We start from the raw sequence: 23,612 nt of genomic DNA, 5'->3' as shown, positions 1-23,612 counted from the left end.
GGGTGGGCATGGTCGGGCTCGGGGCAGGGGACGCCGCGGGCGTCCGGGGTGACTCCGTGCAGGCCAGGCAGGCGGCGAGGAGACAAGCGGATAGCAGGGGAGCGCGGTTCATGTCCCCGGGTCTAGTCCATCATGCGGAAGGGGCGGATGGGGGGCGCGCCGCCTCTGTGCAGGAGCTGTCAGGCGGGGAAGACGGCCACGGCATGTCAGGATTGCGTGCTTGCGTCGTCTGGGGACTTCGGTTACTCCTCCGACACCGGAAAGCGGTTCTGCGCGATTAGCTCAGCTGGATAGAGCGTTGGCCTCCGGAGCCAAAGGCCGCAGGTTCGAATCCTGCATCGCGCGCTGTCCCAAGTAGTTGATGGGACTAAGGAAAGTGGCACCCGGGAGGGGAAGTTCTCTCCCCTCCCGGGCAGCCCTTCCACCCAGTTTCCACCCAAGTCTGATGATTCGGCGGCTAAGGCCGAGCCTCCCCGGCTGCCCTTGTCCTGGGAACCGACCGCGTCACGGCCCTTCGGCTGCGGGTTCCGCTGGCCCCTGGCTGCGCTGGTTGCCGCGCCAGCACTCTGGACGGTCGGCCCCCCATGGCCTGCTGCCGGCACGCGCTCGCTGTGCGGTTGCTGAACTGGAGGTGCTGACGGTCCTGGTCACGGCCGCCAGCCGCCCGTTCACGGGGACGGGCGCCAAGGCCCGGCGCGGCGCGAAGGGTGGTAGCCGATGAGCCGCGCCTTCGATGCGGCCTCGTGCACCGAGCAGGGGCGCCGGGATTACCAACAGGACGCCGCGGGCCACACCCAGGGCCCAGCCGGGCTCGTCGCCGCCGTGGCGGACTGCCTGGGCAGCTACGAGGGCCGCGACAAGGCGGCCCAGGTCGCGGCGCGGACGGCGCTGGGGTACCCGTACTTAAGAAGCTAGGCGGCTGCCTTTGATGGCTCGCTCAAGCGCGGCATGGAGGCCGCCATCGCGCACGCCCACCGCGACGTCCACCACGAGCAGCGCGTCGGCCAGCACTCGGGGCTCACCACACTGGACCTGCTGGTGGTGGCGGGTGAGCGCGCGGCCGGTGGGCCCGTCCGCGCGTCTCAGGCGCACTTGGTGGGCGAGCTCGGGCCGGATCTCTTCATCCCCTCCAGTTCCGGCCGCATCGTCCCCAACGAGGCGCTGGGGGGCGGGGAGATAGCGGCGCCTCTTCCTGTTGGACATGCGCGATGCCGATGGCCGTTCCCGCTGGTGCGCCTCACCCAGGAGACGGATCCGGAGGCGCGAGTGTTGCCGGAGCTGGGGCTGGAGCACGGGCTGGTGAGGGCGGCCCTGGCCGGGCTCAGCCCAGCGCTCCCATGGGGACGAGGTGAAGGCGGACGTGGACACGCCCGCGCCGCCTAAGTCGCACCCGGTTCCGGTTTCCCCTTATCGAATGAGGGCGAGAAACCGGAACCGCTCAGCTCTCCGGCGTGCTCCCGCTCAACCAGAAGAAATCGTCCCCGCTGGCCAGCGCTCTCTCCAGGAACTCGCTGAACGAGGCTGCGATGGGGCGCACCGCCTCCGGGAATGTCTCGTGGTACGCGTCGAGGACGGGGTACTTGCCGTCCACCTGGTGGGCCGCGTCTAGGATGACGTAGTCGGAGTCCTGGAGATCCACGAGCGTGTACCAGGAGGTCGGCCCGAAGTGGTCGTCATCCCCCGGCCGCATCGCGACGCGGGCCCTGCGGATCTGCTCCAGCGGCAGTAGGTGGTAGTTGGCGTCCGGGAATCGCTGGAAGAGGGCGGCGCCGTCGCAGTGGAGGTAGAAGGCGCGCAGGTCCTCGTCCAGCTTCCAGCCCATGCGCCCCTCGAATGCTGCCACCTGGGCAGGCGTCGCGGGCGGGTTGGGAAAGTGATTGGCGGAGACTTCAGCCAGGAGCTCCTTCATTGACTTGGGCATGGGAGTCCTCAGTCCACGTACGGACGCTCGGGCCCAGGCGCCAGCCACTTCCCGCCCGGCGCGTAGCAGGCGGGGTACTCGGCATTGAAGACGCTGTGCACGTCGTCGGGGGCGGGGAGGACGTTGTTCGGTGCGACTGGCGGCCCTCCGTGGCCGAGATCGAAGATGTGGTGGCCTGGCCAGTACTTTCCAGTGCCCGACTGTGGCCACGCGCCAAACTCACGGCCCCACGCCTCTCGGTACTCGGGCCGTGCGCGATTCCACACCTTCCGCAGGGCCTCACCGTCTGCCTTGGGGTAGTCACAGCAGCAGTGGGTGACGGCGAGGCGCCCGCCAGCTTCCGCAGGCATGAAGAGGTAGCGCCCCTTCCAGTCGCCCTTGATGTCGGCCAGCCAGATGCAGCCCATGAGCGCGTGACCCTGCGCCGCGCACTTCGACTCGCAGCGTGAAAGGAACGCGGCGCTGCACTGCCAGGGCCCGTAGTAAATGGTCGTGCGCAGTTGGCCTCCGTCCGGTGTGGTGACGACCGGGCCCACATGCTTCGCGGAGGCAGGCCTCGCGACAGTGCCAACCGTGGCCGAGCCGCAACCGACCAGCGCGGTGATGGCAATGGCGCTCGCAGCGCGACAACCGGGGAGAACAGTGGCCATGGCGAGCATGATCCTTACTGAAACGAGAGCACTGCTCAACGGCCCGGAGTGGGCCCTTCCCAGGTGCGGCCGAAGCGGGCCAGGCAGTGCCAGACCTTCTTGAGGGACTGTGGATCGATCGACGCGTCCGCACGTGCCCGGCCCAGGATGAACGGCGTGAGGCGTTCATCGTCCGCGAGCTGCTCCGCGAGCCGGAGGATGTCGTCACCTCGGTAGCTCGCGTGAGGATGCAGTTCGCGCAGCGTGACGGCATAGCCCGGGTGCCATTCCACGCGGACGCCCAACGCGTGCGCTTCATCCTCGACGGGGGTTCCCTCGTAGCTGGGGTCGAGCACCAGGGCCTCCACGTCCTCCGGAATCCGAAGTTCGCCGTGGACGTGGGCCTCGACGTACCAGTCCAGCGGATCCTCGAACGGCGTGGCCTCCGCCAGGCCAATCAGCGCCATCCGCTCGGAGGTCCCGAAGGACGTGGGTTCGAAGACGCTGTCCGGGAAGCAGAAGCTGGAGCGGTCCAGCGCCGTCTCTGTCAGCCGGAAGTAGCTGGAGCCGAAGCGGGGTGAACCCCCATGGGCCTCACCGCGAAAATTCAGCGAGCCGTACTTGGGCCGCTCGCTGCCATCGCGACAGTCATAGAACCCGTTGAAGAGACGGCTCTCCCACCGCCAGCGGGCTCCGTCGGGAAAGGCCGTGAGCCCGCCGTTGCTCGTGCGCGTCTCGAACTGCGAGCGGTACCGGCCGTCACGCCGCATCGCGGTCAGGATGCCGCCTCCCTCGAACAGGACATCCGGATGGAAGTGCAGGGTGACCCGAAGCTGGCGATCCATGGGGCCGCCCCGGGCCTGCTGGTGGACATGCTCCAGGGCGGGATGACGCATGGCCTCCAGTGTAGCCGGGCGCGCTGGGCCGAACGCGGCGATATGCAGGCGGGGGTTGGACGTTCCAGGGGAACATGAACCCTCGGAAGACGTCGTCGCCTCGCGCGGTCTCCCTGCTGGCCATCCCGGTCCTGCTCTGGATGGGAATGGGCTGCGCGGCCCAACGCCAGCAGGTCGCCCTGGAGGATGAGGTCCGCGCACACGTGTATCGCAAGCCGCTCGCGGACGTGTGGCCCACGGCCCTGGCCCTGCTCAAGGACAAGGGCTTCTCGGTCATCGCGGATCCCACCCGCCACGAGGCCCGGACGGAATGGGCGCAAATCACTCCGCCCTCCTCGCTGGGAACCCAGTACGCGAGCTTCTACGTGATCGGCACCGAGCGCGGCGACGGTCAATGCACCCTCCGGTACTACCGCAACGAGCGCTCCGTCGCGGTCGCCCCCAGCCGGCCCGGTCAGTCGGAGCCGCGCCTGGAATACCAGCCGGATGGCATCCAGGGCTCGCGGCTCGTCCCCTCGAACCGCGACCGCGACCTGGAGTGGCAACTGCTCCAGCGACTGGAGCCGGACTTCGCCCGCACCCTCGCGGCGAAACCGTGAGCCCGCCGTGGCTCGTGCGCGGGTCCTGCTTCAGACGCCCGTCACCTGGCGGATGAACGCGAGCATCCGCGAACACGTCGTATCCAGGTCCATGTGCGCCTCGGCCATGCGGCGGGCCTCCAGTCCCATGGCCTCCAGTGTCTCCGGGCGCTGCACCAGCGCGTCCAACATGTGCGCCAGCGCCGTGTAGTCGCCCACCGGAACGATGTGCCCGTCCACGCCGTCGCGCACCAGCTCGCCCACGCCGCCCGCGGGCGTGGACACCACCGCCAGGCCCGCGGCCTTCGCCTCCGCGATGGCCCACGACGACATGTCCGCCATCGTCGGCAGCACGAAGAGGTCCGCTGCCTGCGCCAGGCCAATCAGCTCCGGCGAGTTCGGCTGCATGCCCACGTGGACGCGCACCCCCGGCGGCGCCTCGAAGGGCGTGGACGTCACCAGGTCCAGGTGCCACCCCTTCCGCCGTGTCTCCCGCGCCCAGCGCAAGAGCAGCTTGCCGCCCTTGCGCCCCAGGTCGCCGCCCACGAAGAGCAGCCGCACCACGCCGTCCCGGGGCTTCTTCTCCGGCGCGGGCCGCCACAGCGTCGTGTCCACGCTGGGCCACACGACATGCACGCTCGCGTCGGGCACGCCGTACTCCTCCACCAGCGAGCGCTTGGTGAACCGGGAGAAGGACAGCATCCCCTTCGCGATGGCGTACGTGCGCCGGTGCAGCGCGTTCTTCGCCCGGCCCACCCAGCCCGCGTGCTGCGAGCGCAGGCCGTAGTAGCGCAGGTAGTCCTCCAGCCCGCTCGGCGTGGCGTCCGTGGAGATGACGCTCGGCACGCGGCGCATGAAGTCGTGCGCCAGGTGCGCCAGCCGCTGCGTGTGCACCACCGCGGCCCGTACCGGCTCCCGCGCGGAGGCCTGGTTCAGCGCACTCCGGGCGCGCAGCCCTCCGCGCACCGACAGCCGCGAGCGCACCAGCGGCAGCTGCTCCCAGACGTCATCCGCGTGCTCGTCGATGGGCAGCCACACCGGCACGATGTCGTCGCGGCGCGCCATCGCCCGCTTGAGGTTGTCCAGGAACACCGCGTTGCCGAGCGTCGTCTCGATGGCGAACGCGATGCGTGGAGCTGAAGACTGCATCCGCTGCGCGCGCCTCCCCAGGGCCAGGGTGTCCCTCCCGGGCATATAGGTGCCCGGTGCGGTATCAACAACGGCACCCCAGGGCACCCGTCCGGATTCGCACGAAGGGGAGGGACCGCCGTCACGCCTCCGGCTGCGCGGGCTGTTCCGGCAGGTGGAAGCGCACCTGGCGCACGCGGCGCGGTGACGCCTCCAGCACCTCCAGCACCGTGCCGTCCGGCATGGGCAGCTTCGTGCCCTGCTCCGGGATGGCGCCTCCCGCGAGCGCGATGCACAGGCCCGCGACGGTGGAGTAGTCCTCGCTCTCCTCCAGCTCCAGCTCCAGCGCGCGGTTCACCTCGCGCAGGCTCGCCTCGCCCTGCACCACCGCGATGCTGGGGCCTTCGCGCCGCACCAGCACCTCCGGCGTCTCGGACTCGCTGAGGATGTCCCCCACGAGCTCCTCCACCAGGTCCTCCACCGTCACCAGCCCCACCACGCCGCCGTGCTCGTCCACCACCACCGCCAGCTGCATCCGCCGGCGCTGCAGTTCCTTCATCGCCGCGATGGCGCGCATGGACTCCACCAGGAACAGCGGCGGGCGCAGCACGTCCTCCAGGACGATGAGGTGCCCCTCCCAGGCCACGCCCAGCAGGTCCTTGGCCACGATGTAGCCCACCACATTGTCCAGCGTGCTCTCGTACACCGGCATCCGCGAGTGCCCGTGCTCCAGCAGCACCTGGCGGATCTCCTCGTTGCTCGCATGCCGGCGCAACGCGACGATGTGCTCGCGCGTCACCATCACCTCGCCCAGCGTCAAATCCCCCAGCGCGAAGGCCCGCGACGCAATCTCCCCCGCGCGCGGATCCAACGTGCCCTGCTTCGACGCCTCCTCCACCAACTGGAGCAACTCGTCCGGCGACAGGCGCGACTCGGAGAAGTTCGTCTTGTCCCCGAAGAGCTTCAGCACCACGTTGGAGCTCGCGGTGAGGAACCACACCAGGGGCCGCATCACCCACGCCAACGACTTGAGGGGCCGGCCCAGCGTCAGCGCGTACTGCTCGGAGTAGCGCAGCGCCAGGGACTTGGGCACCAGCTCCCCCAGCACCAGCGACAGGTACGACACCAGCGCGACCACCAGCGCGAACGCGGCCTGGCTCGCCGTGGCCTCCGGCACGCCCAGCCCCGCCAGCACCCCCGCCAGCCGGTGCGCGATGCTCGCGCCGCCGAAGGCCGCCGCCGTGGAGCCAATCACCGTGATGCCAATCTGCACCGTGGCCAGCAGCCGCTCCGGATCATCCCGCAGCGCCGCGACGGCCTTCGCGGACTTGCTGCCCTGCTCCAGCAGCTCCTTCAGCCGCGTCTTGCGCACGGACAGCAGGCCCAGCTCGGCGCCCGCGAAGACGCCGTTGGCCAGGACCAGCAAGAGGATGATGACGAGCTCCGTGACGATGGCGGCCCTCCTGGCTGGATCCACCCCGCCACGTGGCGGCGGGTGACGCCTCCAGTCCTACACCCCCAGCGATTGCAGGAGGAGCGACAATTGGTCGCGACTCGCTCCCTTGGGCAGGTAGTAGTGGGGACCGGACATGAGTGCGCTGCCCACATCCTGCGCCGCCGCGGAGGTGAGGAAGACGATGCGCGGGTTGGTGGACGCGCGTGGAAGCTTCTCCACCACCTCCAGGCCACTCATCCCAGGCATGTTCAGGTCCAGCAGCATGACGCCGAAGCGCTCGCCCCGCCGCAGCGAGTCGAGCGCCTCCTGTCCGTCCGCTGCCTCGGTGGTCTCATAGCCGAGGTCCTCCAGGCTCACCCGGAGGAACTCCCTCCAGTCCGCATCGTCATCCACGACCAGGACCTTCCGAGCCCCATCATCCAGCGCGAGTCGCCCCAAGCATCCTCCTGACCTGAGGAGAACCTTCCGGGGCCCCGCTGGCATTCGCGCCACTTGTACTCAGGGACAGCCTCCAGCAGGCAGCCGGGCAGGCCCTAGAACAGCGCCATGCCCAGCTGGCCCACCAGGTACTGGAGGGCGGGCCTGACGTTGTGCACCGCCGTGCGCGGCTTCGCGGGCTCCGACGCCTGGCACCACGCGGGCTCACCCACCATCCGGCCGGCCATGTGGCTGAAGACGCGGAAGCGGCCCAGGTCCGTGCTGCTGCCGGAGTTGTAGACGCGCAAGGAGCGCTCGCCCGGGGTGCCCAGGGCGGCCTCGCTGGGGATGTGCCGGTGGCCGTGCAGCACCAGGTCCGCCCGGCCGCCCACGCGCTCCAGCAGTCGGCTTCCCAACGCGAGCTCCGACGCGTGGGGCAACCCGAACTTCGTGGCGATCCACTCCGGGAAGCTCTCCAGCGGCAGCGGCATCACGTGGTGGTGCAGCAGCACCGCGACCAGCGTGTCCTTCGGCGCCTGCTCCAGCGCGCGGTCCACTTCGTCCACGACGCCTTCCGTCAGTTCGCCGTGGCTGTGGAAATAGTTGCGGTTGTGCTCACCGGTGGAGTCCACGCAGACCAGGAAGAGGCCCGCCTTCTCCACCGTGTGGACCTTGCGACCCTCCATGAAGACGCTGCCCACATCCTCGCCGGGCCGGTCATGGTTGCCGGGGATGAAGGTGAGGCGTCCGGTCTCCATCCAGGGAGAGAAGTGTTCACGGAAGCGCTGGAACTCGGCGTGGGATCCGCGGTGCGTGAGGTCTCCCGTCACCACCACGTGATCCACTTCCTGCGCTGTCAGGGCCTTCACCAATGAGGACGCGGAGGCATCGCTCTCGCGGCTCATGTCCAGGTGAAGATCCGAAAGATGCGCCAGCTTCAGGGAGGGCATGTTGAAGGAGATAGGCATCGCGTCTTCGAGCGGCGAGGGTTGCTGTACGAAGGATCGTCAAAAGTTGGGCCAGCGTCGTTCACCCCACCCCGTTGCTGGGGATCCACTCCGTCGCGGGAGTGCCACGAGCACGCATCGGCACCAGGCGCGTGCCTGACACCACGCGCAACCGCGTGCCGCGCCAGTCCACCGTGCGCCTGAACGCGCCGTGCCACCACGCGGCGAAGAGCAGCGCGTCCTTCACCAGCACCGCGGGCGCCGCGCGCAAGGAAACGGGCTGGGGCCGCAGCGAGCGGAACACCGCCACGTCCACCCAGACCTTGCCCAGCGCCACCGCCAGCGCCGCCAGGCCCGTGAGCGCGGACGGGTGGAGCAACGCGCCCAGCACCGCGAGCGGAACCGGGTTGAGGAGCGCCTGCGCCAGGTACGTCGAGGGCGATACCGCTGTGCGGTGGATGACGCTCCAGCGCAGGTAGCGCTGGAAGAAGGCGTCCACGCTCTTGCGCAGGGACACGTTGAAGACGGGGGCGTGCGCCAGCACCACGCGCTTGCCCAGCTTGCGCGTCACCCACTGGCCAATGACGTAGTCCTCCGCCAGCACGTCCTTCACGGAGAAGAAGCCGCCCAGCGCCTCCACGTCCTCGCGGCGCAGCGCCATGGACTTGCCCACCACGATGTCCCGGTCCGCCACGTGCTTCGCGGCGATCATCCCCGCCGCCGCGCTGGAGGACAGGTGCAGGTTGTCCAGGAGCGAACCGAAGGTCTGCTCACCCAGGCCCGCCACCGGGTGCGTCACGCAGCCCACCGTGGGGTCCTCGAATCCAGCGGCGATCTCCTCCAGGTAGCCGTCCCCCACGCGGGTGTTGCTGTCGCTCACCACCCACAGGTCGAACCGGGCCTCGGACGACAGCGTCACCAGCTGGTTTACCTTGGGGTTGAGGCCGGGCTCGCCCTCCTGGAGCACCACGCGCATGACGTGGGGCCACTTCGCCTGCGCCGCCCGCGCCACCGCGTAGGCGGGGTCGCGCGCGTCCTTCACGCCCAGCAGCACTTCGTAGTGGGGGTAGGGCAGCCGCGCGAACTGGGCGAGGTTGGCTTCCAGGTCGTCATCCACGCCGCACAGCGGCTTGAGGATGGACAGGCCGGGCTTATTCGTGGGGGCGGCGGGAACGGTGCGGCGGTGTCGGCGCACGAACAGCGCCTGGAGGAGGAGGGCGACGAGGCCCACTGCGGACGCGGCCAGGAGGAGGCTGGATGCGATGAGCATGTCGCCACCCTAGAGGTCCCACAAGGCGGGACCGGGGCGGCGGAACGGCGGGATGGCCAACTCGCCGTGACACGCCGGTGAAGCCGCCTACTCCAGGTCGCGGCTTCGCGGGTGGCGCACGTCCTTGCCGCGCACCATGTAGATGACCATCTCCGCCACGTTGAGCGCGTGGTCGCCAATGCGCTCCAGGTGCTTCGCGATGAACATCAACGCCGTGGCCCGGCGGATGTTGCGCGAGTCCTCCATCATGTAGGCCAGCAGCTCGTTGAAGATTTTGAGGAAGAGGGCATCCAGCAGGTCGTCCCCCTTGAGGACGTCCTCCGCCTTGGCCGCGTCTCCGGACACGAACGCGTCCAGGGCCTTCTTCACCTGCTGCTGCGCCAGCTCCGCCAGCTTCGGCGTGTCCACGTACGGCGCCAGCGGCGGCGCCTGGTTCAGGTCCATGGCGCGCTCGGCGATGTTTACCGCCAGGTCGCCAATGCGCTCCAGGTCGGTGACGATCTTGAGCGCCGTGGTGATGAGGCGCAGATCCGAGGCGGCCGGCTGGCGCAGCGCGAGGATGCGCCGGCACAGGTCGTCGATGTCGACCTCCAGCCGGTTCACCTCGCGGTCCGCCCCTACCACCTGCTCCGCCAGCGCCGAGTCGCGGTCGGTGAGGGCGCGGGTGCTCTGGGAGATGAGGGCCTCCACCTTGGCCCCCATGGCGAGCAGCTTCTCGCGCAGGTTGCGCAGGTCCTGCTCGAATGCCTTGTCGGTGTGCGTGGCCGCCATGTCGTCCTGTTCCGTCGCGCGGGAGGGCTTCAGCCGAACTTCCCGGTGACGTAGTCCTCCGTGCGCTTCTCGTGGGGGTTGGTGAAGATCTGCTCCGTGGGACCGCACTCCACCAATTCTCCCATGTAGAAGAAAGCCGTCCGGTCGCTCACGCGCGCGGCCTGCTGCATGTTGTGGGTCACGATGGCGATGGTGTACGTGGCCTTGAGCTCGTGGATGAGCTCTTCGATCTTCGCCGTGGCGATGGGATCCAACGCGGACGCGGGCTCGTCCATCAGCAGCACCTCCGGCTCCACCGCCAGCGCGCGCGCGATGCACAGGCGCTGCTGCTGACCGCCGGACAGGCCCAGGGCGCTTTCCTCCATCCGGTCCTTCACCTCGTCCCACAGCGCAGCGCCGCGCAGGGACTTCTCCACCCGGGCGGCGAGCTTCGCCTTGTCCTTGAGCCCGCCCACGCGCAGGCCGTAGGCGACGTTCTCGAAGATGGACTTGGGGAAGGGGTTGGACTTCTGGAACACCATGCCCACCCGCCGGCGCAGGTCCACCACGTCCAGGGCGCGGTCGTGGATGCTGCGGCCGTCCAGGAACACGCTGCCGTCGTGGTTCGCGCCCGGGATGAGGTCGTTCATCCGGTTGAGCGAGCGCAGGAAGGTGGACTTGCCGCAGCCGGACGGGCCGATGAGCGCCGTCACCTTGTGCTCGGGGATGGCCAGGCTCACCTGCTTGATGGCCACCTTGCTGCCGTAGCGCAGGGTGAGCTCGCGGGCTTCCATCTTGTTGCGAGGCGTGGCGGAGGAGATGGGCATGGGATGAAGAGCGTCAGTGTCCGGCAGCGGCCTTGCGGCGCGTGCGCGTGCGGATGACGACCGCGACCAGGTTCAGGGCGAAGGTGAGGAGCAGCAGCACCAGCACCGTCGCATAAAGCAGCGGGCGGGTGGCCTCCACGTCCGGCGACTGCGTGGCCAGCACGTAGGTGTGGTAGCCCAGGTGCATGAACTGAGAGTTCAGGCTCGTGGGCAGGTCCGGCAGGAAGTACGCCGCGCCGGTGAAGAGGATGGGGGCCACTTCCCCCGCGCCGCGGGAGACGGCCAGCACCGCGCCGGTGAGGATGCCCGGCAGCGCGCCCGGCAGCACCACCCGCGCCAGCGTCTGCGACTGGGTGGCTCCCAGCGCCAGGCTCGCGGTGCGCTGCTCCTGAGGCACGGCGCGCAGCGCCTCTTCCGTGGACACGATGACGACGGGCAGGGTGAGCACCGCCAGCGTGAGCGACGCCCAGAGGATGCCCGGCTGGGCCCAGTGCAGCTCCTCGTAGCCCAGCGCGTGGTCCAGGCCCTTGCCCACGAAGAGGATGAAGAAGCCCAGGCCGAAGAGGCCGAACACGATGGACGGCACGCCCGCCAGGTTCGCCACCGCCACGCGCACCGCGCGGGCCAGGAAGCTGGTGGGCCGGGCGTACTCATGCAGGTACACCGCGGTGAGCACGCCCACCGGCATCACCGCCAGGGTCATCAGCAGCGTGAGCGCCGCGGTGCCGAAGAGGGCGGGGAAGATGCCGCCGCCCATCATCCCGTCCGACGGCGCCTGAGAGAGGAACTGCCAGGACAGGTGGCTCCAGCCGCCCCGGACGACGTCCAGGAGGATGAGGGCGAGCATCGCCACCATGACGAACGCGGCCAGCCCCGTGAGGGACACGAGCGACAGGCCCACGACCTTGCGTGTGGCGTGCTTCACCCCGCACCTCCCTTGAGCCGCTGGATGACCTTCTTCGTCCACACCCCCGCGAGCATGTTGAGCACGAAGGTGAAGAGGAACAGCTCCACGCCGATGAAGAAGAGCAGCGCGTAGTGTGGGCTGCCCACCACCACCTCGCCCATCTCCGCGGCGATGGTGGCTGACAGCGAACGCACGGAGTCCCCCAGGTTCCAGGACACGATGGCGGCGTTGCCGGAGGCCATGAGGACGATCATCGTCTCACCGATGGCGCGCCCGAAGCCCAGCACGCACGCGGCGAGGATGCCGGGGGCCGCCGCGGGGAGGACCACCTTCCACGCGGTCTCCCAGGGCGTGGCGCCCAGCGCCAGGGAAGCCTCCCGGTAGCTGCGCGGCACGGCGGTGAGCGCGTCCTCCGTCACCGTGAAGATGACCGGCACGATGGCCAGCGCCAGGCCCAGGCCCGCCACGACGGCATTGAGCCGGGACGTGAAGCCGAACGTCTCCTGGAGGAAGGAGGCCATCACCATCAGGGCGAAGAATCCCAGCACCACGGACGGGATGCCGGCGAGCAGCTCGATGGTGGGCTTGAGGATTTCGCGCAGGCGGCGGGGGGCGAACTCCGCGGCGAACAGCGCGCCGAAGATGCCCAGGGGCACGGCCACCAGCATGGACACGGCCGTCGTCTTCAGCGTGCCGATGAAGAGCGGAATCATGCTGACCTTGGGCACGCCGGACACCGGCTGCCACACGTAGGCCAGGGGCCTTCCCTTCCGCACCATCTGGGGAAGGAACATCTTGGAGAAGCTGGCCTCCTCGCGCGCCGCCGCGTCGGTGACGAGCGTCAGCGCTTCCTTCGCCACGAAGACGAGGATGAGCACCAGCGCGGCGATGCCCGTGAAGGCCACCGCGGTAATCAGCGCGGCGATGGCCTTCTCCTTCAGCTGGCGCCGGCGTGCCGCGGGCGACAGCGTGGGCAGCGCCACCGGGGGCGCGAGGTCCTGCTCCTGCATGACGGCCTGTCTATCCAACATGGGAACCCCGCGCCGGGTGACAATCGCGTGACGCCAACTACTTCACAGGGAAGTAGCCGACCTGGGTGACGATGGCCTGACCCTCGGCGGACAGCGCGAAGTCGATGAACGCCTTCACTTCGCCCGCGGGCGCCTTGCCCAGGTAGAAGAACAGGTCGCGCGACAGCGGGTACTTGCCGCTCTTCACGTTCTCCGCGCTAGGGGCGAAGGTCTCGTTGCCCTTCTTCACCTTCAGCTCCTTGATGCCCTTGCCGTACGCGGCGCCGCCGTAGCCGATGCCGTTCTTCTCCTTGGCCACCGCGTTGACCACCGCGGCCGTGCCGGGGAGCGTCTGCGCCTCCGGGGCGAAGTCCTCGCCGCCCAGCACGTGGTCCTTCACGAAGACGTACGTGCCGGAGGAGTTCTCACGCGAGTACGGGACGATGGGAGAGTCCTGCCCGCCCACGTCCTTCCAGTTCGTCGTGTCGCCCAGGTAGATGGACTTGAGCTGCTCCGTGCTGAGCGCGTCCACCTTGTTGGTGTCGTTGACGTAGAAGGTGACGCCGTCCTTCGCCACGGACAGCGCGGTGGGCGCGGTCTTGTTGCGGGCGCTGATCTTCGCCGACTCCGCCTCCTTGATCTCCCGGCTGGACATGGCGATGTCGGTGGTGCCGTTCTGCAGGGCCGCCAGGCCCGTGCCGGAGCCGCCGCCCGTCACCTGGATTTTCGTGGCGGGGTTCTTCTTCATGAACGCCTCCGCCCAGCGCTGGGCGAGGATGACCATTGTGTCCGAGCCCTTCACCGTCACCGTGCCTGCCTGGGCGGTCAGCGGGAGGACGGCGAGCCCGAAGGCGACGAAGCTTGAGAGCAGAGTCTTCTTCATGAGGTGTCTCCTCCTCGAAGGGTGTCGAGGTCGCGTGACGATCTATGGACCCGATGTGGCCGTTTGACGGCCCTTGTGTGACAAATGGGTTACGGCAGGGAGCGCCTGACTACCCGGCCGCCGGATCCACGATGCGATAGCCGACACCGCGCACCGTCTCCAGGAGGGCTCGGGCAGGGCCCAGCTTGTCGCGCAGGCGCATCACGTGCGTGTCGATGGTGCGCGTCTCCAGCGCGCTGGACAGGCCCCAGACCTGCTCCAGCAGCTGTTCACGGGTCTGCACCCGGCCCAGGCGGGCCATGAGGTACTCCAGCAGGCGGAACTCCAGCGCGGTGAGAGGCGTCTCCTTCTCCTCCACGAAGAAGCGGTGCTGGGTGACGTCCAGGCGCAGGGGGCCCAGCGCCAGGGGCGGGGTGCCATCCTGGGGCGAGGACGAGCGCCGGAGGATGGCCTTGAGCCGCAGCACCAGCTCGCGCACGGAGAAGGGCTTGACGACGTAGTCGTCCGCGCCGACCTCGAAGCCCCGGATGCGGTCCGCCTCCTCGCTCTTCGCGGTGAGCATGACGATGAGCACGTCACGCAGGCGGGGGTTGGCGCGCAGGTGGCGGCAGACCTCGATGCCGGACAGGTCCGGCAGCATCAGGTCCAGCAGCACCACGTCCGGGGTCTGCTCTCGCGCGGCGGTGAGCGCCGCCTCCCCGGTGAAGGCCACGCGGGTGGTGAAGCCCGCGCCGCGCAGGTTGAAGTCGATGAGCTCCGCTAGGTCGCGCTCGTCGTCGACGATGAGTACGTGGGACATGGCGGGCACGTACTGTGCGCGCATCGCTTCGCGCCTACGTGACGCGCCGGCAACAAGTGCGTCACGTCCGTCACGGAAGGGTGTGCGCGAATACGACGGGCGCGGACGGGCCCCGAGGAGAAGGGGGACGGGGCCGTCCGCGCCGCTTGTCCTCGCCTGGGTTGCGCGAGGCCACCTTCGGCGTGCGGCCTGGCGCATCCGCGCCGTGGCCGTCGCCATTCATTTCGTTGGGCACCACCTGCATGACGGCGTCCACGCCGCGCGGCTCATGGACTTCAGGCGCGGGGGACGGCGGACGTCAGACGGCGGCGGCTTCGTCCATGCCACCGCGGCGCGGCAGCTGTTTGCGGCGCAGCGCGATGCCTGGCTCATCCGGAGCGTCAGGCGGGGCCACGAGGGCCACGCCGCGCAACGCGGGTTGGAGCGAGGCGAGGAACGCGGCCAGGCCGCATTCCGTGGGGACCGGTTCGATGAACAGGCCGCCCGAACGGCGGTGCTTCTCCGCGAAGACCTTGATGCCGGCGTCGGCACGGGGATGGTCTTCCTCGAAGGGGCCCTGATTGCCCTGCCCCTGGTTCATCGGGACGGTGGGCGTGAAGGGCTTGTTGGGCACCATCACGCCGGGCAGCAACCCGAGCCCGACGACGACCCCTGCCATCAGCACCAGCTTCAGCAGACTGCTCATGCGTGCCACGACCGACGCGCACGCGCGCTCCAGGCCGTGTCTGGCGCCGGGAACCGCGAGGGCTGTGGCCTGGGAGGGACGCATGATTCGCCGAAGCGGGCATCCTACCGCAACGGCTCTTCCCGCATGCGACCCAATCCCGGAAAAGCACCTCGTCACCCGAGGGGGTGGATCACGGGCGCCGCAGGGAGCGCCCCGGCGCGGCCATCCACTGCAGGGAGAATTCGCGTCCTTCGGGCCGCAGGGCGACCGCGCAGCCCTTGCGGAGCTTGTCCGGCAGGGCATGGCCCAGCGCGAGCGCGGCGGCGCGCTCCAGCGAGGGATTGTGTCCCACCAGCGCCCAGCCCGGGCCCACGTCGAGCGCCAGCTTGAGCACGTTGCGGGCCGCGCCCTTCATGGGGACGAGCGCGGGGTGGACCTCCACGTGGGACAGGCCGAGCGCGTCCGCGAGCAGCTCCGCGGTCTGCACCGCGCGCACCAGGGGGCTGGTGATGATGCCCATGAGCGGCGTGAGACGCGCGAGCTTCTTCGCGTGCTGACGGAAGGCGGCGCGGCCCTGCGGGGTGAGGGCGCGGGCCTCGTCGCCCAGGGCGTGGGAGTCCTCGGCCACGGCGTGGCGCACGAGGAGGATGGGCAGATCACGTTCGGCCATGGGCGCGCGTTGTAGTGCCTTTCGCGCCCGCGTGGATGTGACGAACGGGTGGACTGCTGAGTGGACTACTCCACACCGCCCAGCAGGAAGGCGAGCAGGAGCAGCGCGAGCACGCCGGTGGTGATGGCGGCGAAGGCGCGGTCCTTCTGCGCGCGGAAGATGCCCAGGGACAGGGCCACGCGCAGCACGGGCACGGTGATCATCACCAGGAGCCCCGCCATCACGAAGGACTGGCCGCGCACGGCCATGACGCCCTCGAAGACGTCCGTCAGTTGGTGCGGCGCGTCGTCCGGCGAGGTGAGGCGCTGGAGCGCGTCCGGGGACGAGAAGTAGTCCGGGTGCCGGAAGAAGGTCATCACCATGCCGCACGCGACGAGCGACAGGCTGAGCAGCACGCCGCCGCGCAACAGCTGGCTGATGAGCAGCTCCGGCGTGAGCGGCACCACCTGGTCCTGCGCGACGGTGGTGGTGGCGGTGGTCTCCCGAGGAGACAGAGGTTCGTCGGTGACCGGGCTCATCCGTGGATTCCCTTGGACAGCATCTCGTACGACACCCACAGCAGGACGGCCACGAAGAGCCTGCGCAGGGAGCCGCTCTTGAGCTTCGTGAGGTAGCGCGAGCCCGCGAACGCGCCCAGCGTGACGCCCACGCAGACGGGGCCGGCGATGAACGGGTCGATGTCGCCTCGCGCGAAGTAGATGCCCGCGCTGGCCGCCGCCGTGACGCCAATCATGAAGTTGCTGGTGGCGGTGGAGACCTTGATGGGCAGCCCCATGGCCAGGTCCATGGCCGGCACCTTCAGCGCGCCGGAGCCGATGCCCAGGAGCCCGCTCACGGTGCCCGCGATGTACATGAGCCCCAGGCCCACGAGCGGACGGTGCACGCGGTACGCCACCTCGCCGCCGGTGGAGACATCGTAGTAGCTGCCGTGCAGCGCGAGCCGGTCCGCGATGGCATTGGGCGGCGGCTCTTCGCGGGGGCGACCGTCCTCGCGCAGCTTGCGCAGCATCGCGAGCGCCGAATAGGCCATCACCGCGCCGAAGAGGAAGTACAGCGCGCGGCCGCTCACCACGCCCGCGAGCATCGCGCCCGTGACGGCGCCCGCCACGGTGGCCAGCTCCAGGAACATGGCCACGCGCATGTTGGCCAGGCCGTCTCGCACGTACGCCGCCGCCGCGCCGCTGGACGTGGCGATGACGGACACGATGGAGGCTCCCACCGCGTAGCGGATGTCCACCTTGAGCACGAGCGTGAGGACGGGGATGAGGATGAGGCCACCGCCCAGGCCCAGCAGCGAACCCATCAGGCCCGCTCCAATGGAGATGCACAGCACGATGGCGACGAAGTTGAACGGAGTGGCGTCCAAGACGGCGGCCATCTTCCTCCTGGCCCTCCTGCATGCAAGCGCTTCACGCGCAGCCCGTCTGGTTGCCCGCCCTGGACCGCCCCCCCAGGGTGAGGGGACGGTGGTCCTTCAACGTTGCCGGGGCGCGTTGGACGGCTTCGTGTCGTGTGCCGGCGGCGTGTCCGGGGGCTGCGGTATCTGCCAACCCTGGAAGAGCGGCCAGCCCCGGTAGGGATTGCCCCGGGTGGGTTCTTCCGTGGGTTCCGTTGGCTCCAGGCGCTGACCGGGGTGCGGTGGCGTGCGCAGCAGCACCCACGCCAGCACGACGCACAGCAAGCTCATGGCGACGATGCTCCACGCGCGCGTGCGGGGCTCCAGCTCCATCTAGAAGCGCCCCCGCTTGAGCAGGTCGCCCTTGGAGAGCGAACCCAGCAGGTGCCTGCGTCCGTCCACCACGGGCAGCCGGTCCAACTCCGTGTGGCCGAACCTCGCGGCCACCTCCGCCAGGGACAGGTCCGGGGTGATGGGCTGCACGCCGGTGTCCATCACGTCCGCGGCCACGGTGGCCTGGAGCAGCGAGTGGTCCGGCAGGTGGCCCTTGAGCGCGTCCAGGGTGATGACACCCAACAGGCGCCCCTCCGCGTCGGTGACGTAGAGGTCCGCGCCCGCGGGCTGCTCCAGGAGCAGCACCACCACCTCGTCGAAGGGCGCGGAGGGAGGCACCCGCTGCGTGGCCGGTGACAGGAGCGAGCGCACGCCTTCCTCCCGCAGCCAGTGCGGCACGGAGGCGGGCACGCGCACGTCGCGCTTCGCGAGCACGGACGTGTAGAGCGACTCCGGCTCCAGCCGGCGGCTGACGACGGCGGCCACCACCGCGGCGAGCATCAGCGGGAGGATGAGGTCGTAGTCTCCGGTCATCTCGAAGATCATCAGCACCGCGGACACGGACGCATGCGTGGTGCCCGCGAGCACCGCGCCCATGCCGAGCAGCGCGTAGGCCCCACTGGGCGCCGCACCGCCCGGAAGCGCCCGCTCCACCAGCATCCCGAACGCGCCGCCCAGGAGCGCGCCGAAGAAGAGGGACGGGGTGAAGAGACCGCCCGGCACCCCCGCGCCCGCGCACAGCGACGTCACCGCCAGCTTCGCCAGGGGCAGGATGAGCAGCAGCGTGAGGGGCAGCGTCCCGTGCAGCGCCATGTTCACGGAGTCGTAGCCGTTGCCCATGAGGTACGGCCCCGCGATGGCGGTGACGCCCACCACCGTCATCGCGACCAGCGGCATGAACGGGGTGAGCCACGAGGGCAGCTTGTCCAGCAGGTCGGACGTGAAGTTGATGCCGCGCACGTAGAGCGCGGAGGCCCCACCCACGAGCACGCCCAGGATGAGCGCGAGCAGCAGTTCGCGCGGATGGGTGAGGGCGTAGTGGGGGATGACGTAGCTGGGATGGTCCGCGATGAGGGTGCGCGACACGAGCGTCGCCACCACGCACGACACGACGATGGGGCCGAAGAGCTCCAGCGCGAAGCTGCCCAGCAGCACCTCCAGGCCGAAGAGGGCCGCGCCGATGGGGACGTTGTACGCGGACGCGATGCCCGCCGAAGCGCCGCACGCCACCAGCACGCGCGCCTGGCCCGGCCCCAGCTTCAGCCATCCGGACAGCGCGGAGCCACTGGCCGCGCCTGTCTGGAGGAGCGCACCTTCGCGGCCCAGTGGAGCCCCCAGCGCCACCGCGAGGATGGACACGAAGCCGCGCAGCAGCGCGCGGGGGAAGGGCAGCCGGCCGGACTTCACCCAGATGGACTCGATGATGCCCGCGGTGCCGTGGCCTCGCAGGGGCTGGCCCACCACCAGGGACACCAGCGTCACCAGCGCGCCGCCCAGCACCGGCACCAGGAACCGGCGCCAGCCCGGCGACGCGAGCGCGCCCTCCAGGAAGTGCTCGGAGTTGGTCTGCCAGAACAGGTGCTGGGTGAAGCGCAGCACGGCGAGCAGCGCCACCGCGCCCAGGCCGGAGATGAGGCCCACGCCCACCACCAGCACCCAGAAGCGCCGCTCCTGTCCCAACAGGCCCCGGAGGATCCGCCGCAGCCAGGGCGAGGGTGCCCCCGTCCTCAGGTCGGGATGTACGGCTCCGGGTGCGGGTTCGGGCATGGCCTCCACACCTGTCCAATGTACGGAGGAGGGAAGGGCCTTCCCGGGACCGCACGGTATTTCCCGGAGGCTTCCGCTTGGCCGCCTGTCCTCCGGACGGACTACCGGTCCGACGGAGTCCTGGCCACGTCTCGCTGCGTGCTTTTCGCGGGCTGTCGCGTTCCGGACGGGTTACCGGGCCGCCGGAGTCCTTGCCGCGTAGCGCTGCATGCCTCGCGCGGGCTGTCGCGTTCCGGATGGACTACTTGCCCGACGGAGTCCTGGCCGCCTTGTCCTGCGTGCTCTTCGCGGGCTGGCGCGCGCCCGAGTCGCGGGGTGGTGTGCCCGAGGGAGTCTGGCCCGCGGGTTCACCCGTGAGGCCCAGGTGGATGCCGGGCGGCGGAGGGTTCTTCAGCACGGACTCCGTCCGCGTCGCGGGCTCGGTGATATCCGGCGCGAAGCGGTCCGCCAGCTCCGCGGCGGTGTCGCTCATCTCGCGGTGCGCGACGATGGTGCGCTCCAGCGTCTTGCCCAGCCGGGCCGACGTGTCGAAGGTCTGCCGGGATTCATCCGAGCCCGGCAGCGAGTCCTGGTACGAGAACGCGAGCGTCGCGTCCCGGCGCAGCGCATCCAGCAGCCGGGCCAGCTGCTGTTGCAGCTCCGCGTCCTGCTCCGCGCGCGGGCGCTCCAGCAGGCCCCGCTCGCCGCCGAACCAGACGCGCCCCACCTTCCCGAAGCCCTCGTCCGCGGAGGCCAGGGGCACGTCCTCCATCACGAGCAGCGGGTGCACGCGGCGCGGGAAGTCCTGTTCATACAGCGCGAAGAGCAGGGTGCCGTCCGCGCGAGGGAACACCGCCGCGGTGCGCGAGCCGAAGGGGAAGAAGGGCGTGGCGGACACCTCCGCGCGCTTCGCCACGCGTGCGCGGGCCAGCGCGTCCAGCGGCGTCGTGTCCTCCATGACGCGCTTGGGCGTGCGGCGCAGGTTGTTCATCAGGTCGCGCGCCTGGTCGATTCCCACCACCACGTTGAGCGCGCTGCCTCGCGAGTAGCCCGCGTGGTAGACGCCCACCAGTTCGAACTCCCCCGTCTTGCAGGAGATGGCGAGCACGGGCGACCCCGAGTTGCCCTGCGACAGGAGCGCGTCGATGACGAAGTCGTCGTGGTACCACTCCTTGTACTCGTCGCGGTCGTAGGCGGAGATGACCTTGCCCATGTTGGTGGCGTTGAAGACGCCCAGCGGGAATCCGCGCACGTCCACCACGTCGCGCTCGCGCACGGCGGCGCTCCGGCCCACCTTCCACGGCATCACCGTCAAGGGCGCCTTGGACTTGATGACGGCCAGGTCCAGCTGCGGATCCACCACCGCCTTGGACAACGGGATGTCGTCGCGGTCGTAGTGGTCCGCCTCGTTCTCCACGATGCTCAGGCCGTCCTTCACGCGCTTGCAGCCGGAAGGCACTCCGTCCACCGCGTGCGCGTCGCTGGTGACGTCCGGCCACTCCACGACGTGCTCGTTGGTGAGCAGCAGCGTCTCCCCGGCCTGCTGCCGGTACGCGAACGCGGTGCCGTGCGCGGACACCGGCGTGCGCGTGCGGCGCACGTTGCCCTCCGCTCCGTAGGACAGGCACTCGTACACGGCGGTGCTGCGCACGCAGTACGTGTACTTCTTCTTCATCGCCTGCTCGAAGGCCCGAGCCTTGGGGGACAGCGCGGCGTAGCTGTCCGCGTATTCGCCTTCGCAGTACGGCGCGGGCGGTGGCGATTCCACCGCGGGCGCCTCCGTGGGCGGCGGAGTCGTAGAGGGCGCCTCTGCTCCGGCAGCGGTCAGGGACACCGCTACCACCGACAGTCCGACCATCCACCCGACCATGGCCCCTCCCGCGTTGTCGTCGCCTCAGGTGTTGCTAAGGCCCGGCGCGCCCGAGTGCATCTGTGCGTGCGGGAGGCCAAGCGGATTTCGGGCTGCGAAAAGCCCGCTGTCCGTCAGAAGTGACGGCGCGCCTGTCCATTCCCGGACGGGCCGTCCTCACGCACACGGTGGGCGTGGGCCTCACCCGTCCAGGTCGTTGAGCGCGTCGGGCGGCAGCGGCGAGGCGCCCGTCACCGTGCCGTCCAGGTCCAGGGGCAGCGTGGACGGATCGACCTCTGGCGGAGGGTTGTTCTCGAAGGGCGCGGCGAGCACGGGGCGCGCACCTCCGGTCCCCGGGGGCGGACGCAGCACGGGCCCCGGAGGAGGCAGCCCCGAGTGCCGCCGCGCGGCCTCCATCAGGGCGTTGTGGTGGCGGTACCTTGCCTCCACGAGCTTGTGGATGAGCAGCGGCCCCCCGGGCACGCGGCGCGCGGTGAGGGCCTGGGTGGCCTTGCGCACCGGGTAGCGCACGCGGCGGATCTGCACGCGCCAGCCCTTGGGGGTGAAGGTGAAGACGCCGTAGGCGGGGCGCAGGTCGCCGTCGCGAGGAATCCCGGCGCTGGCCACGTCCGCGATGAGCATCCGGCCCACGCGCCGGCGGTAGGGGAAGTGCAGGTGCCCGAAGGCGCACGCGGCCGCGTCCAGGTGCGTGAAGAAGCGGCGCACCGCGACGTCGTCCAGCGTGGGGTCCAGCGACTCCTCCAGGTTGCGGGGGTTCGCGTGGCAGATGAACAGGTCCTGTCCCTTGCGCGGCGTGTAGCGCAGGGAGAAGGGCATCTGTCCCAGCTGGTGGAGCAGCGTGTCGCCCAGCTGGTCGCGCGTCCAGCGCAACAGCTCCGTCTTCCAGTGGTCGCGCTCGCGGTACGCGCCGCCCAGGTAGTTGCCGGCGAGGTACGCGTCGGTGTTGCCCATGATGAGGGCGTGGCACTTGCTGAAGAGCAGCTCCACCGTCTCGCGCGGGTGCGCGCCCCGCAGCGCCAGGTCTCCGGCCGCGACGATGTAATCCGGCGCCACCGATTTGGTGATGTCGTCCAGCACGGCCTCGCAGGCCGGAAGGTTCCCGTGAATGTCCGCGAGGATGGCGACCCGCATGGCCGCCCCCATCCTAGCCCGTCGCAGCCGTCGGGCCAGCCGCCGAGGGTAGAAAAATGACAAAGGTACTGCCCGCGTTCGGCTGGCTCTCCACCTTCACCTCGCCATCCATCGCGCCCATCAGATGCTTCACGATGGAAAGGCCCAGTCCCGTCCCCCCCATGTCCCGGCTGCGGCCCTTGTCCACCCGGTAGAATCGCTCGAAAATCCGGGAAAGATGCTTGGGCTCGATTCCCACGCCTGTGTCGCGCACGCGCACGACGCACCGGCCGCCCTCGTACGCCCCGTCCACGTCCACCCTGCCGCCCGCGGGCGTGTACTTCACCGCGTTGTCGAGCAGGTTGAGGAGCACCTGCTCGATGGCCCGCCCATCCCCCAGCGCCACCAGCTGAGGCGGCACGTGCAGCCCGATTTGCTGGTTCTTGCCCTCGGCCTTGGGGCGCACGCCTTCCGCGGCGCGGGAGACGGCCAGGGCCAGGGGCACCTCCGTGCGCTGGAAGGTCATCTCGCGCGCCTCCAGGCGGGAGAGCTCCAGCAGGTCCTCCACCAGTTCGGAGAGGCGCTCGGACTGGCGGTGGATGATCTCCACCATCTTGGGCGCCACCTGGGTGTCCTGGAGCGCGCCGCCCTGGAGCGTCTCCGCATAGCCGCGGATGGCGGTGATGGGCGTGCGCAGCTCGTGGGAGACGTTGGCCACGAAGTCCTTGCGCACCTTCTCCAGCCGGCGCAGCTCCGTGACGTCGTGGAAGACGGCGGCGCTGCCGGGCAAATCCCGCCCCACGGGCGTCACGCGCACGGCCAGGGTGCGGGAGTAGAGCCCCTCGAGCGTCAGCTCCAGCCGCGTGGAGGCCCCTTCATGGCAGGCGCGGGCCACCGCGTCGTTGAGCGCCTCGTTGCGGATGAGCGCGAGCGGCCGCTGGCCCACGATGGCGCCGTGCGCGGGCAGGAGCATCTCCGCGAGCGCGTCGTTGTGGCGCACCACGGTGCCCTCCGCGTCCGTCACCCAGAGCCCCTCCGCCATGCCGTCCAGCACGGCGGTGAGGATGCGCGCCTCCTGATTGAGCGCGGCGGCGCGCATGGACAGCTTGTCGTCCAGCGTGTCGATGGCGTCTTCCAGCTGCGCCAGGTCGTCCGTGCGCTCCAGTCCCGCGGGCTGCGCCACGTCCATGCCCGCCGCCAGCGACTGCGTCTTCTGGGTCAGCGCGCGAAGCTGCCGCTCCATGGCCACGCGGCTGGTGCCCAGGGCCAGCGCGGAGCCCGCCAGCGTGACGAGCCCCGCGGCGAGCGCGCCCGCCGGGTGCCCGAAGAGCACGAGCAGCGTCGAGACCAGCAGGGGAGGGACGAGCAGGGCCAGGAGCGTGAAGCGCAGGGGCATGGCGGC

General features: G+C 70.0%; 26 protein-coding genes and 1 tRNA gene. 4 read left to right on the top strand and 23 right to left on the bottom strand.

From position 1 onward, the window contains the following. Window positions 1-271 precede the first annotated feature (271 nt). From D7X99_RS25280 to D7X99_RS25270, 3 genes are all read left to right on the top strand, one after another. Window positions 272-345 (top strand) — tRNA-Arg (locus D7X99_RS25280). Between the two features lie 372 nt (window positions 346-717). Continuing rightward, window positions 718-915, top strand: coding sequence for a hypothetical protein (locus D7X99_RS25275; protein WP_121780010.1), 198 nt, complete (start codon window positions 718-720; stop codon window positions 913-915). A 33-nt stretch (window positions 916-948) separates the two neighbouring features. Then, window positions 949-1,383 carry a hypothetical protein gene (locus D7X99_RS25270; protein WP_121780009.1) on the top strand — a complete coding sequence of 145 codons (435 nt, stop codon included), beginning with the start codon at window positions 949-951 and terminating at the stop codon, window positions 1,381-1,383. Window positions 1,384-1,438: 55 nt separating this feature from the next. Here D7X99_RS25270 and D7X99_RS25265 read toward each other — a convergent pair whose 3' ends face one another. From D7X99_RS25265 to D7X99_RS25255, 3 genes are read right to left on the bottom strand one after another with little or no spacing between them, the layout of a single operon-like run. Then, entirely contained in the window at window positions 1,439-1,921 is a 483-nt protein-coding gene (locus D7X99_RS25265) for an SMI1/KNR4 family protein (RefSeq protein ID WP_233613712.1), read from the bottom strand. 8 nt (window positions 1,922-1,929) lie between these two features. Then, window positions 1,930-2,571 carry a hypothetical protein gene (locus tag D7X99_RS25260; protein ID WP_121780018.1) on the bottom strand — a complete coding sequence of 214 codons (642 nt, stop codon included), beginning with the start codon at window positions 2,569-2,571 and terminating at the stop codon, window positions 1,930-1,932. A 35-nt stretch (window positions 2,572-2,606) separates the two neighbouring features. Next, window positions 2,607-3,446 (bottom strand): DUF3626 domain-containing protein, encoded by an 840-nt coding sequence (locus D7X99_RS25255; RefSeq protein ID WP_121780008.1) that lies wholly within the window; start codon window positions 3,444-3,446, stop codon window positions 2,607-2,609. A 74-nt stretch (window positions 3,447-3,520) separates the two neighbouring features. On the opposite strand from D7X99_RS25255, the gene D7X99_RS25250 reads away from it, so the two are divergent. Continuing rightward, window positions 3,521-4,045, top strand: a complete 525-nt coding sequence (locus D7X99_RS25250) for a hypothetical protein (protein ID WP_121780007.1) — start codon at window positions 3,521-3,523, stop codon at window positions 4,043-4,045. Window positions 4,046-4,075: 30 nt separating this feature from the next. Here the strand turns inward: D7X99_RS25250 and D7X99_RS25245 are convergent, their stop codons facing one another. The 20 genes from D7X99_RS25245 to D7X99_RS25145 form a co-directional block, all read right to left on the bottom strand. Continuing rightward, on the bottom strand, window positions 4,076-5,173 hold the full coding sequence (locus tag D7X99_RS25245) for a glycosyltransferase family 4 protein (RefSeq protein WP_121780006.1): 1,098 nt from the start codon (window positions 5,171-5,173) through the stop codon (window positions 4,076-4,078). 121 nt (window positions 5,174-5,294) lie between these two features. Continuing rightward, window positions 5,295-6,578: a hemolysin family protein gene (locus tag D7X99_RS25240; RefSeq protein WP_121780016.1), complete on the bottom strand. Its 1,284-nt coding sequence runs from the start codon at window positions 6,576-6,578 to the stop codon at window positions 5,295-5,297. An 84-nt stretch (window positions 6,579-6,662) separates the two neighbouring features. Further along, window positions 6,663-7,046, bottom strand: a complete 384-nt coding sequence (locus D7X99_RS25235) for a response regulator (protein WP_120567753.1) — start codon at window positions 7,044-7,046, stop codon at window positions 6,663-6,665. A gap of 95 nt (window positions 7,047-7,141) precedes the next feature. Next, window positions 7,142-7,993 carry a metallophosphoesterase gene (locus D7X99_RS25230; protein WP_121780005.1) on the bottom strand — a complete coding sequence of 284 codons (852 nt, stop codon included), beginning with the start codon at window positions 7,991-7,993 and terminating at the stop codon, window positions 7,142-7,144. Between the two features lie 61 nt (window positions 7,994-8,054). Then, window positions 8,055-9,242, bottom strand: a complete 1,188-nt coding sequence (locus tag D7X99_RS25225) for a ceramide glucosyltransferase (RefSeq protein ID WP_121780004.1) — start codon at window positions 9,240-9,242, stop codon at window positions 8,055-8,057. Window positions 9,243-9,329: 87 nt separating this feature from the next. Further along, window positions 9,330-10,013 (bottom strand): phosphate signaling complex protein PhoU, encoded by a 684-nt coding sequence (gene phoU / locus D7X99_RS25220; protein ID WP_120567750.1) that lies wholly within the window; start codon window positions 10,011-10,013, stop codon window positions 9,330-9,332. A gap of 29 nt (window positions 10,014-10,042) precedes the next feature. Continuing rightward, window positions 10,043-10,786 carry a phosphate ABC transporter ATP-binding protein PstB gene (gene pstB, locus D7X99_RS25215; protein ID WP_216671846.1) on the bottom strand — a complete coding sequence of 248 codons (744 nt, stop codon included), beginning with the start codon at window positions 10,784-10,786 and terminating at the stop codon, window positions 10,043-10,045. A 46-nt stretch (window positions 10,787-10,832) separates the two neighbouring features. Continuing rightward, a complete protein-coding gene (gene pstA, locus D7X99_RS25210) occupies window positions 10,833-11,744 on the bottom strand; it encodes a phosphate ABC transporter permease PstA (RefSeq protein WP_120580410.1) in 912 nt (303 codons plus the stop codon). After that, complete coding sequence (pstC, locus tag D7X99_RS25205) at window positions 11,741-12,736, bottom strand: phosphate ABC transporter permease subunit PstC (protein WP_171805214.1); 996 nt, start codon at window positions 12,734-12,736, stop codon at window positions 11,741-11,743. Before pstC ends, pstA begins: the two co-directional genes overlap by 4 nt. Window positions 12,737-12,794: 58 nt before the next feature. Beyond that, window positions 12,795-13,619 carry a phosphate ABC transporter substrate-binding protein gene (locus D7X99_RS25200; RefSeq protein ID WP_121780003.1) on the bottom strand — a complete coding sequence of 275 codons (825 nt, stop codon included), beginning with the start codon at window positions 13,617-13,619 and terminating at the stop codon, window positions 12,795-12,797. A 109-nt stretch (window positions 13,620-13,728) separates the two neighbouring features. Continuing rightward, on the bottom strand, window positions 13,729-14,418 hold the full coding sequence (locus D7X99_RS25195) for a response regulator (protein WP_121780014.1): 690 nt from the start codon (window positions 14,416-14,418) through the stop codon (window positions 13,729-13,731). Window positions 14,419-14,716: 298 nt separating this feature from the next. Next, complete coding sequence (locus D7X99_RS25185; protein ID WP_121780001.1) at window positions 14,717-15,103, bottom strand: hypothetical protein; 387 nt, start codon at window positions 15,101-15,103, stop codon at window positions 14,717-14,719. 172 nt (window positions 15,104-15,275) lie between these two features. Next, window positions 15,276-15,755: a histidine phosphatase family protein gene (locus D7X99_RS25180; protein WP_121780000.1), complete on the bottom strand. Its 480-nt coding sequence runs from the start codon at window positions 15,753-15,755 to the stop codon at window positions 15,276-15,278. 65 nt (window positions 15,756-15,820) lie between these two features. Further along, the gene (locus D7X99_RS25175) at window positions 15,821-16,273 is read right to left on the bottom strand and encodes a DUF1634 domain-containing protein (protein ID WP_121779999.1); all 453 of its coding nucleotides are present in this window, start codon (window positions 16,271-16,273) and stop codon (window positions 15,821-15,823) included. After that, on the bottom strand, window positions 16,270-17,133 hold the full coding sequence (locus D7X99_RS25170) for a sulfite exporter TauE/SafE family protein (protein ID WP_121779998.1): 864 nt from the start codon (window positions 17,131-17,133) through the stop codon (window positions 16,270-16,272). The genes D7X99_RS25175 and D7X99_RS25170 overlap by 4 nt, the downstream gene beginning before the upstream one ends. Before the next feature lie 96 nt (window positions 17,134-17,229). Next, window positions 17,230-17,442: a hypothetical protein gene (locus D7X99_RS25165; protein ID WP_233596813.1), complete on the bottom strand. Its 213-nt coding sequence runs from the start codon at window positions 17,440-17,442 to the stop codon at window positions 17,230-17,232. A gap of 42 nt (window positions 17,443-17,484) precedes the next feature. Then, window positions 17,485-19,251, bottom strand: coding sequence for a chloride channel protein (locus tag D7X99_RS25160; protein ID WP_121780013.1), 1,767 nt, complete (start codon window positions 19,249-19,251; stop codon window positions 17,485-17,487). A 241-nt stretch (window positions 19,252-19,492) separates the two neighbouring features. Then, on the bottom strand, window positions 19,493-21,100 hold the full coding sequence (locus tag D7X99_RS25155) for a S1C family serine protease (protein ID WP_121779997.1): 1,608 nt from the start codon (window positions 21,098-21,100) through the stop codon (window positions 19,493-19,495). Window positions 21,101-21,280: 180 nt separating this feature from the next. Next, window positions 21,281-22,231, bottom strand: a complete 951-nt coding sequence (locus tag D7X99_RS25150) for a metallophosphoesterase (protein ID WP_120576308.1) — start codon at window positions 22,229-22,231, stop codon at window positions 21,281-21,283. A gap of 13 nt (window positions 22,232-22,244) precedes the next feature. Further along, window positions 22,245-23,606: a cell wall metabolism sensor histidine kinase WalK gene (locus D7X99_RS25145; RefSeq protein WP_121779996.1), complete on the bottom strand. Its 1,362-nt coding sequence runs from the start codon at window positions 23,604-23,606 to the stop codon at window positions 22,245-22,247. Between the last annotated feature and the right edge of the window lie 6 nt (window positions 23,607-23,612).

This window comes from Corallococcus sp. AB032C (assembly GCF_003668935.1).
Lineage (GTDB): Bacteria > Myxococcota > Myxococcia > Myxococcales > Myxococcaceae > Corallococcus > Corallococcus exiguus.
This window is presented reverse-complemented; position numbering and strand designations above follow the sequence as displayed.

Bases quoted from the DNA above. Each gene is read 5' to 3' on its own strand.
- D7X99_RS25275 (WP_121780010.1), top strand. From the start codon at position 718: ATGAGCCGCGCCTTCGATGCGGCCTCGTGCACCGAGCAGGGGCGCCGG.
- D7X99_RS25270 (WP_121780009.1), top strand. From the start codon at position 949: ATGGAGGCCGCCATCGCGCACGCCCACCGCGACGTCCACCACGAGCAG.
- D7X99_RS25265 (WP_233613712.1), bottom strand. From the start codon at position 1,921: ATGCCCAAGTCAATGAAGGAGCTCCTGGCTGAAGTCTCCGCCAATCAC.
- D7X99_RS25260 (WP_121780018.1), bottom strand. From the start codon at position 2,571: ATGGCCACTGTTCTCCCCGGTTGTCGCGCTGCGAGCGCCATTGCCATC.
- D7X99_RS25255 (WP_121780008.1), bottom strand. From the start codon at position 3,446: ATGCGTCATCCCGCCCTGGAGCATGTCCACCAGCAGGCCCGGGGCGGC.
- D7X99_RS25250 (WP_121780007.1), top strand. From the start codon at position 3,521: ATGAACCCTCGGAAGACGTCGTCGCCTCGCGCGGTCTCCCTGCTGGCC.
- D7X99_RS25245 (WP_121780006.1), bottom strand. From the start codon at position 5,173: ATGCAGTCTTCAGCTCCACGCATCGCGTTCGCCATCGAGACGACGCTC.
- D7X99_RS25230 (WP_121780005.1), bottom strand. From the start codon at position 7,993: ATGCCTATCTCCTTCAACATGCCCTCCCTGAAGCTGGCGCATCTTTCG.
- D7X99_RS25225 (WP_121780004.1), bottom strand. From the start codon at position 9,242: ATGCTCATCGCATCCAGCCTCCTCCTGGCCGCGTCCGCAGTGGGCCTC.
- phoU (WP_120567750.1), bottom strand. From the start codon at position 10,013: ATGGCGGCCACGCACACCGACAAGGCATTCGAGCAGGACCTGCGCAAC.
- pstB (WP_216671846.1), bottom strand. From the start codon at position 10,786: ATGGAAGCCCGCGAGCTCACCCTGCGCTACGGCAGCAAGGTGGCCATC.
- pstC (WP_171805214.1), bottom strand. From the start codon at position 12,736: ATGCAGGAGCAGGACCTCGCGCCCCCGGTGGCGCTGCCCACGCTGTCG.
- D7X99_RS25200 (WP_121780003.1), bottom strand. From the start codon at position 13,619: ATGAAGAAGACTCTGCTCTCAAGCTTCGTCGCCTTCGGGCTCGCCGTC.
- D7X99_RS25195 (WP_121780014.1), bottom strand. From the start codon at position 14,418: ATGTCCCACGTACTCATCGTCGACGACGAGCGCGACCTAGCGGAGCTC.
- D7X99_RS25185 (WP_121780001.1), bottom strand. From the start codon at position 15,103: ATGAGCAGTCTGCTGAAGCTGGTGCTGATGGCAGGGGTCGTCGTCGGG.
- D7X99_RS25180 (WP_121780000.1), bottom strand. From the start codon at position 15,755: ATGGCCGAACGTGATCTGCCCATCCTCCTCGTGCGCCACGCCGTGGCC.
- D7X99_RS25175 (WP_121779999.1), bottom strand. From the start codon at position 16,273: ATGAGCCCGGTCACCGACGAACCTCTGTCTCCTCGGGAGACCACCGCC.
- D7X99_RS25170 (WP_121779998.1), bottom strand. From the start codon at position 17,133: ATGGCCGCCGTCTTGGACGCCACTCCGTTCAACTTCGTCGCCATCGTG.
- D7X99_RS25165 (WP_233596813.1), bottom strand. From the start codon at position 17,442: ATGAGCTTGCTGTGCGTCGTGCTGGCGTGGGTGCTGCTGCGCACGCCA.
- D7X99_RS25160 (WP_121780013.1), bottom strand. From the start codon at position 19,251: ATGCCCGAACCCGCACCCGGAGCCGTACATCCCGACCTGAGGACGGGG.
- D7X99_RS25155 (WP_121779997.1), bottom strand. From the start codon at position 21,100: ATGGTCGGGTGGATGGTCGGACTGTCGGTGGTAGCGGTGTCCCTGACC.
- D7X99_RS25150 (WP_120576308.1), bottom strand. From the start codon at position 22,231: ATGCGGGTCGCCATCCTCGCGGACATTCACGGGAACCTTCCGGCCTGC.
- D7X99_RS25145 (WP_121779996.1), bottom strand. From the start codon at position 23,606: ATGCCCCTGCGCTTCACGCTCCTGGCCCTGCTCGTCCCTCCCCTGCTG.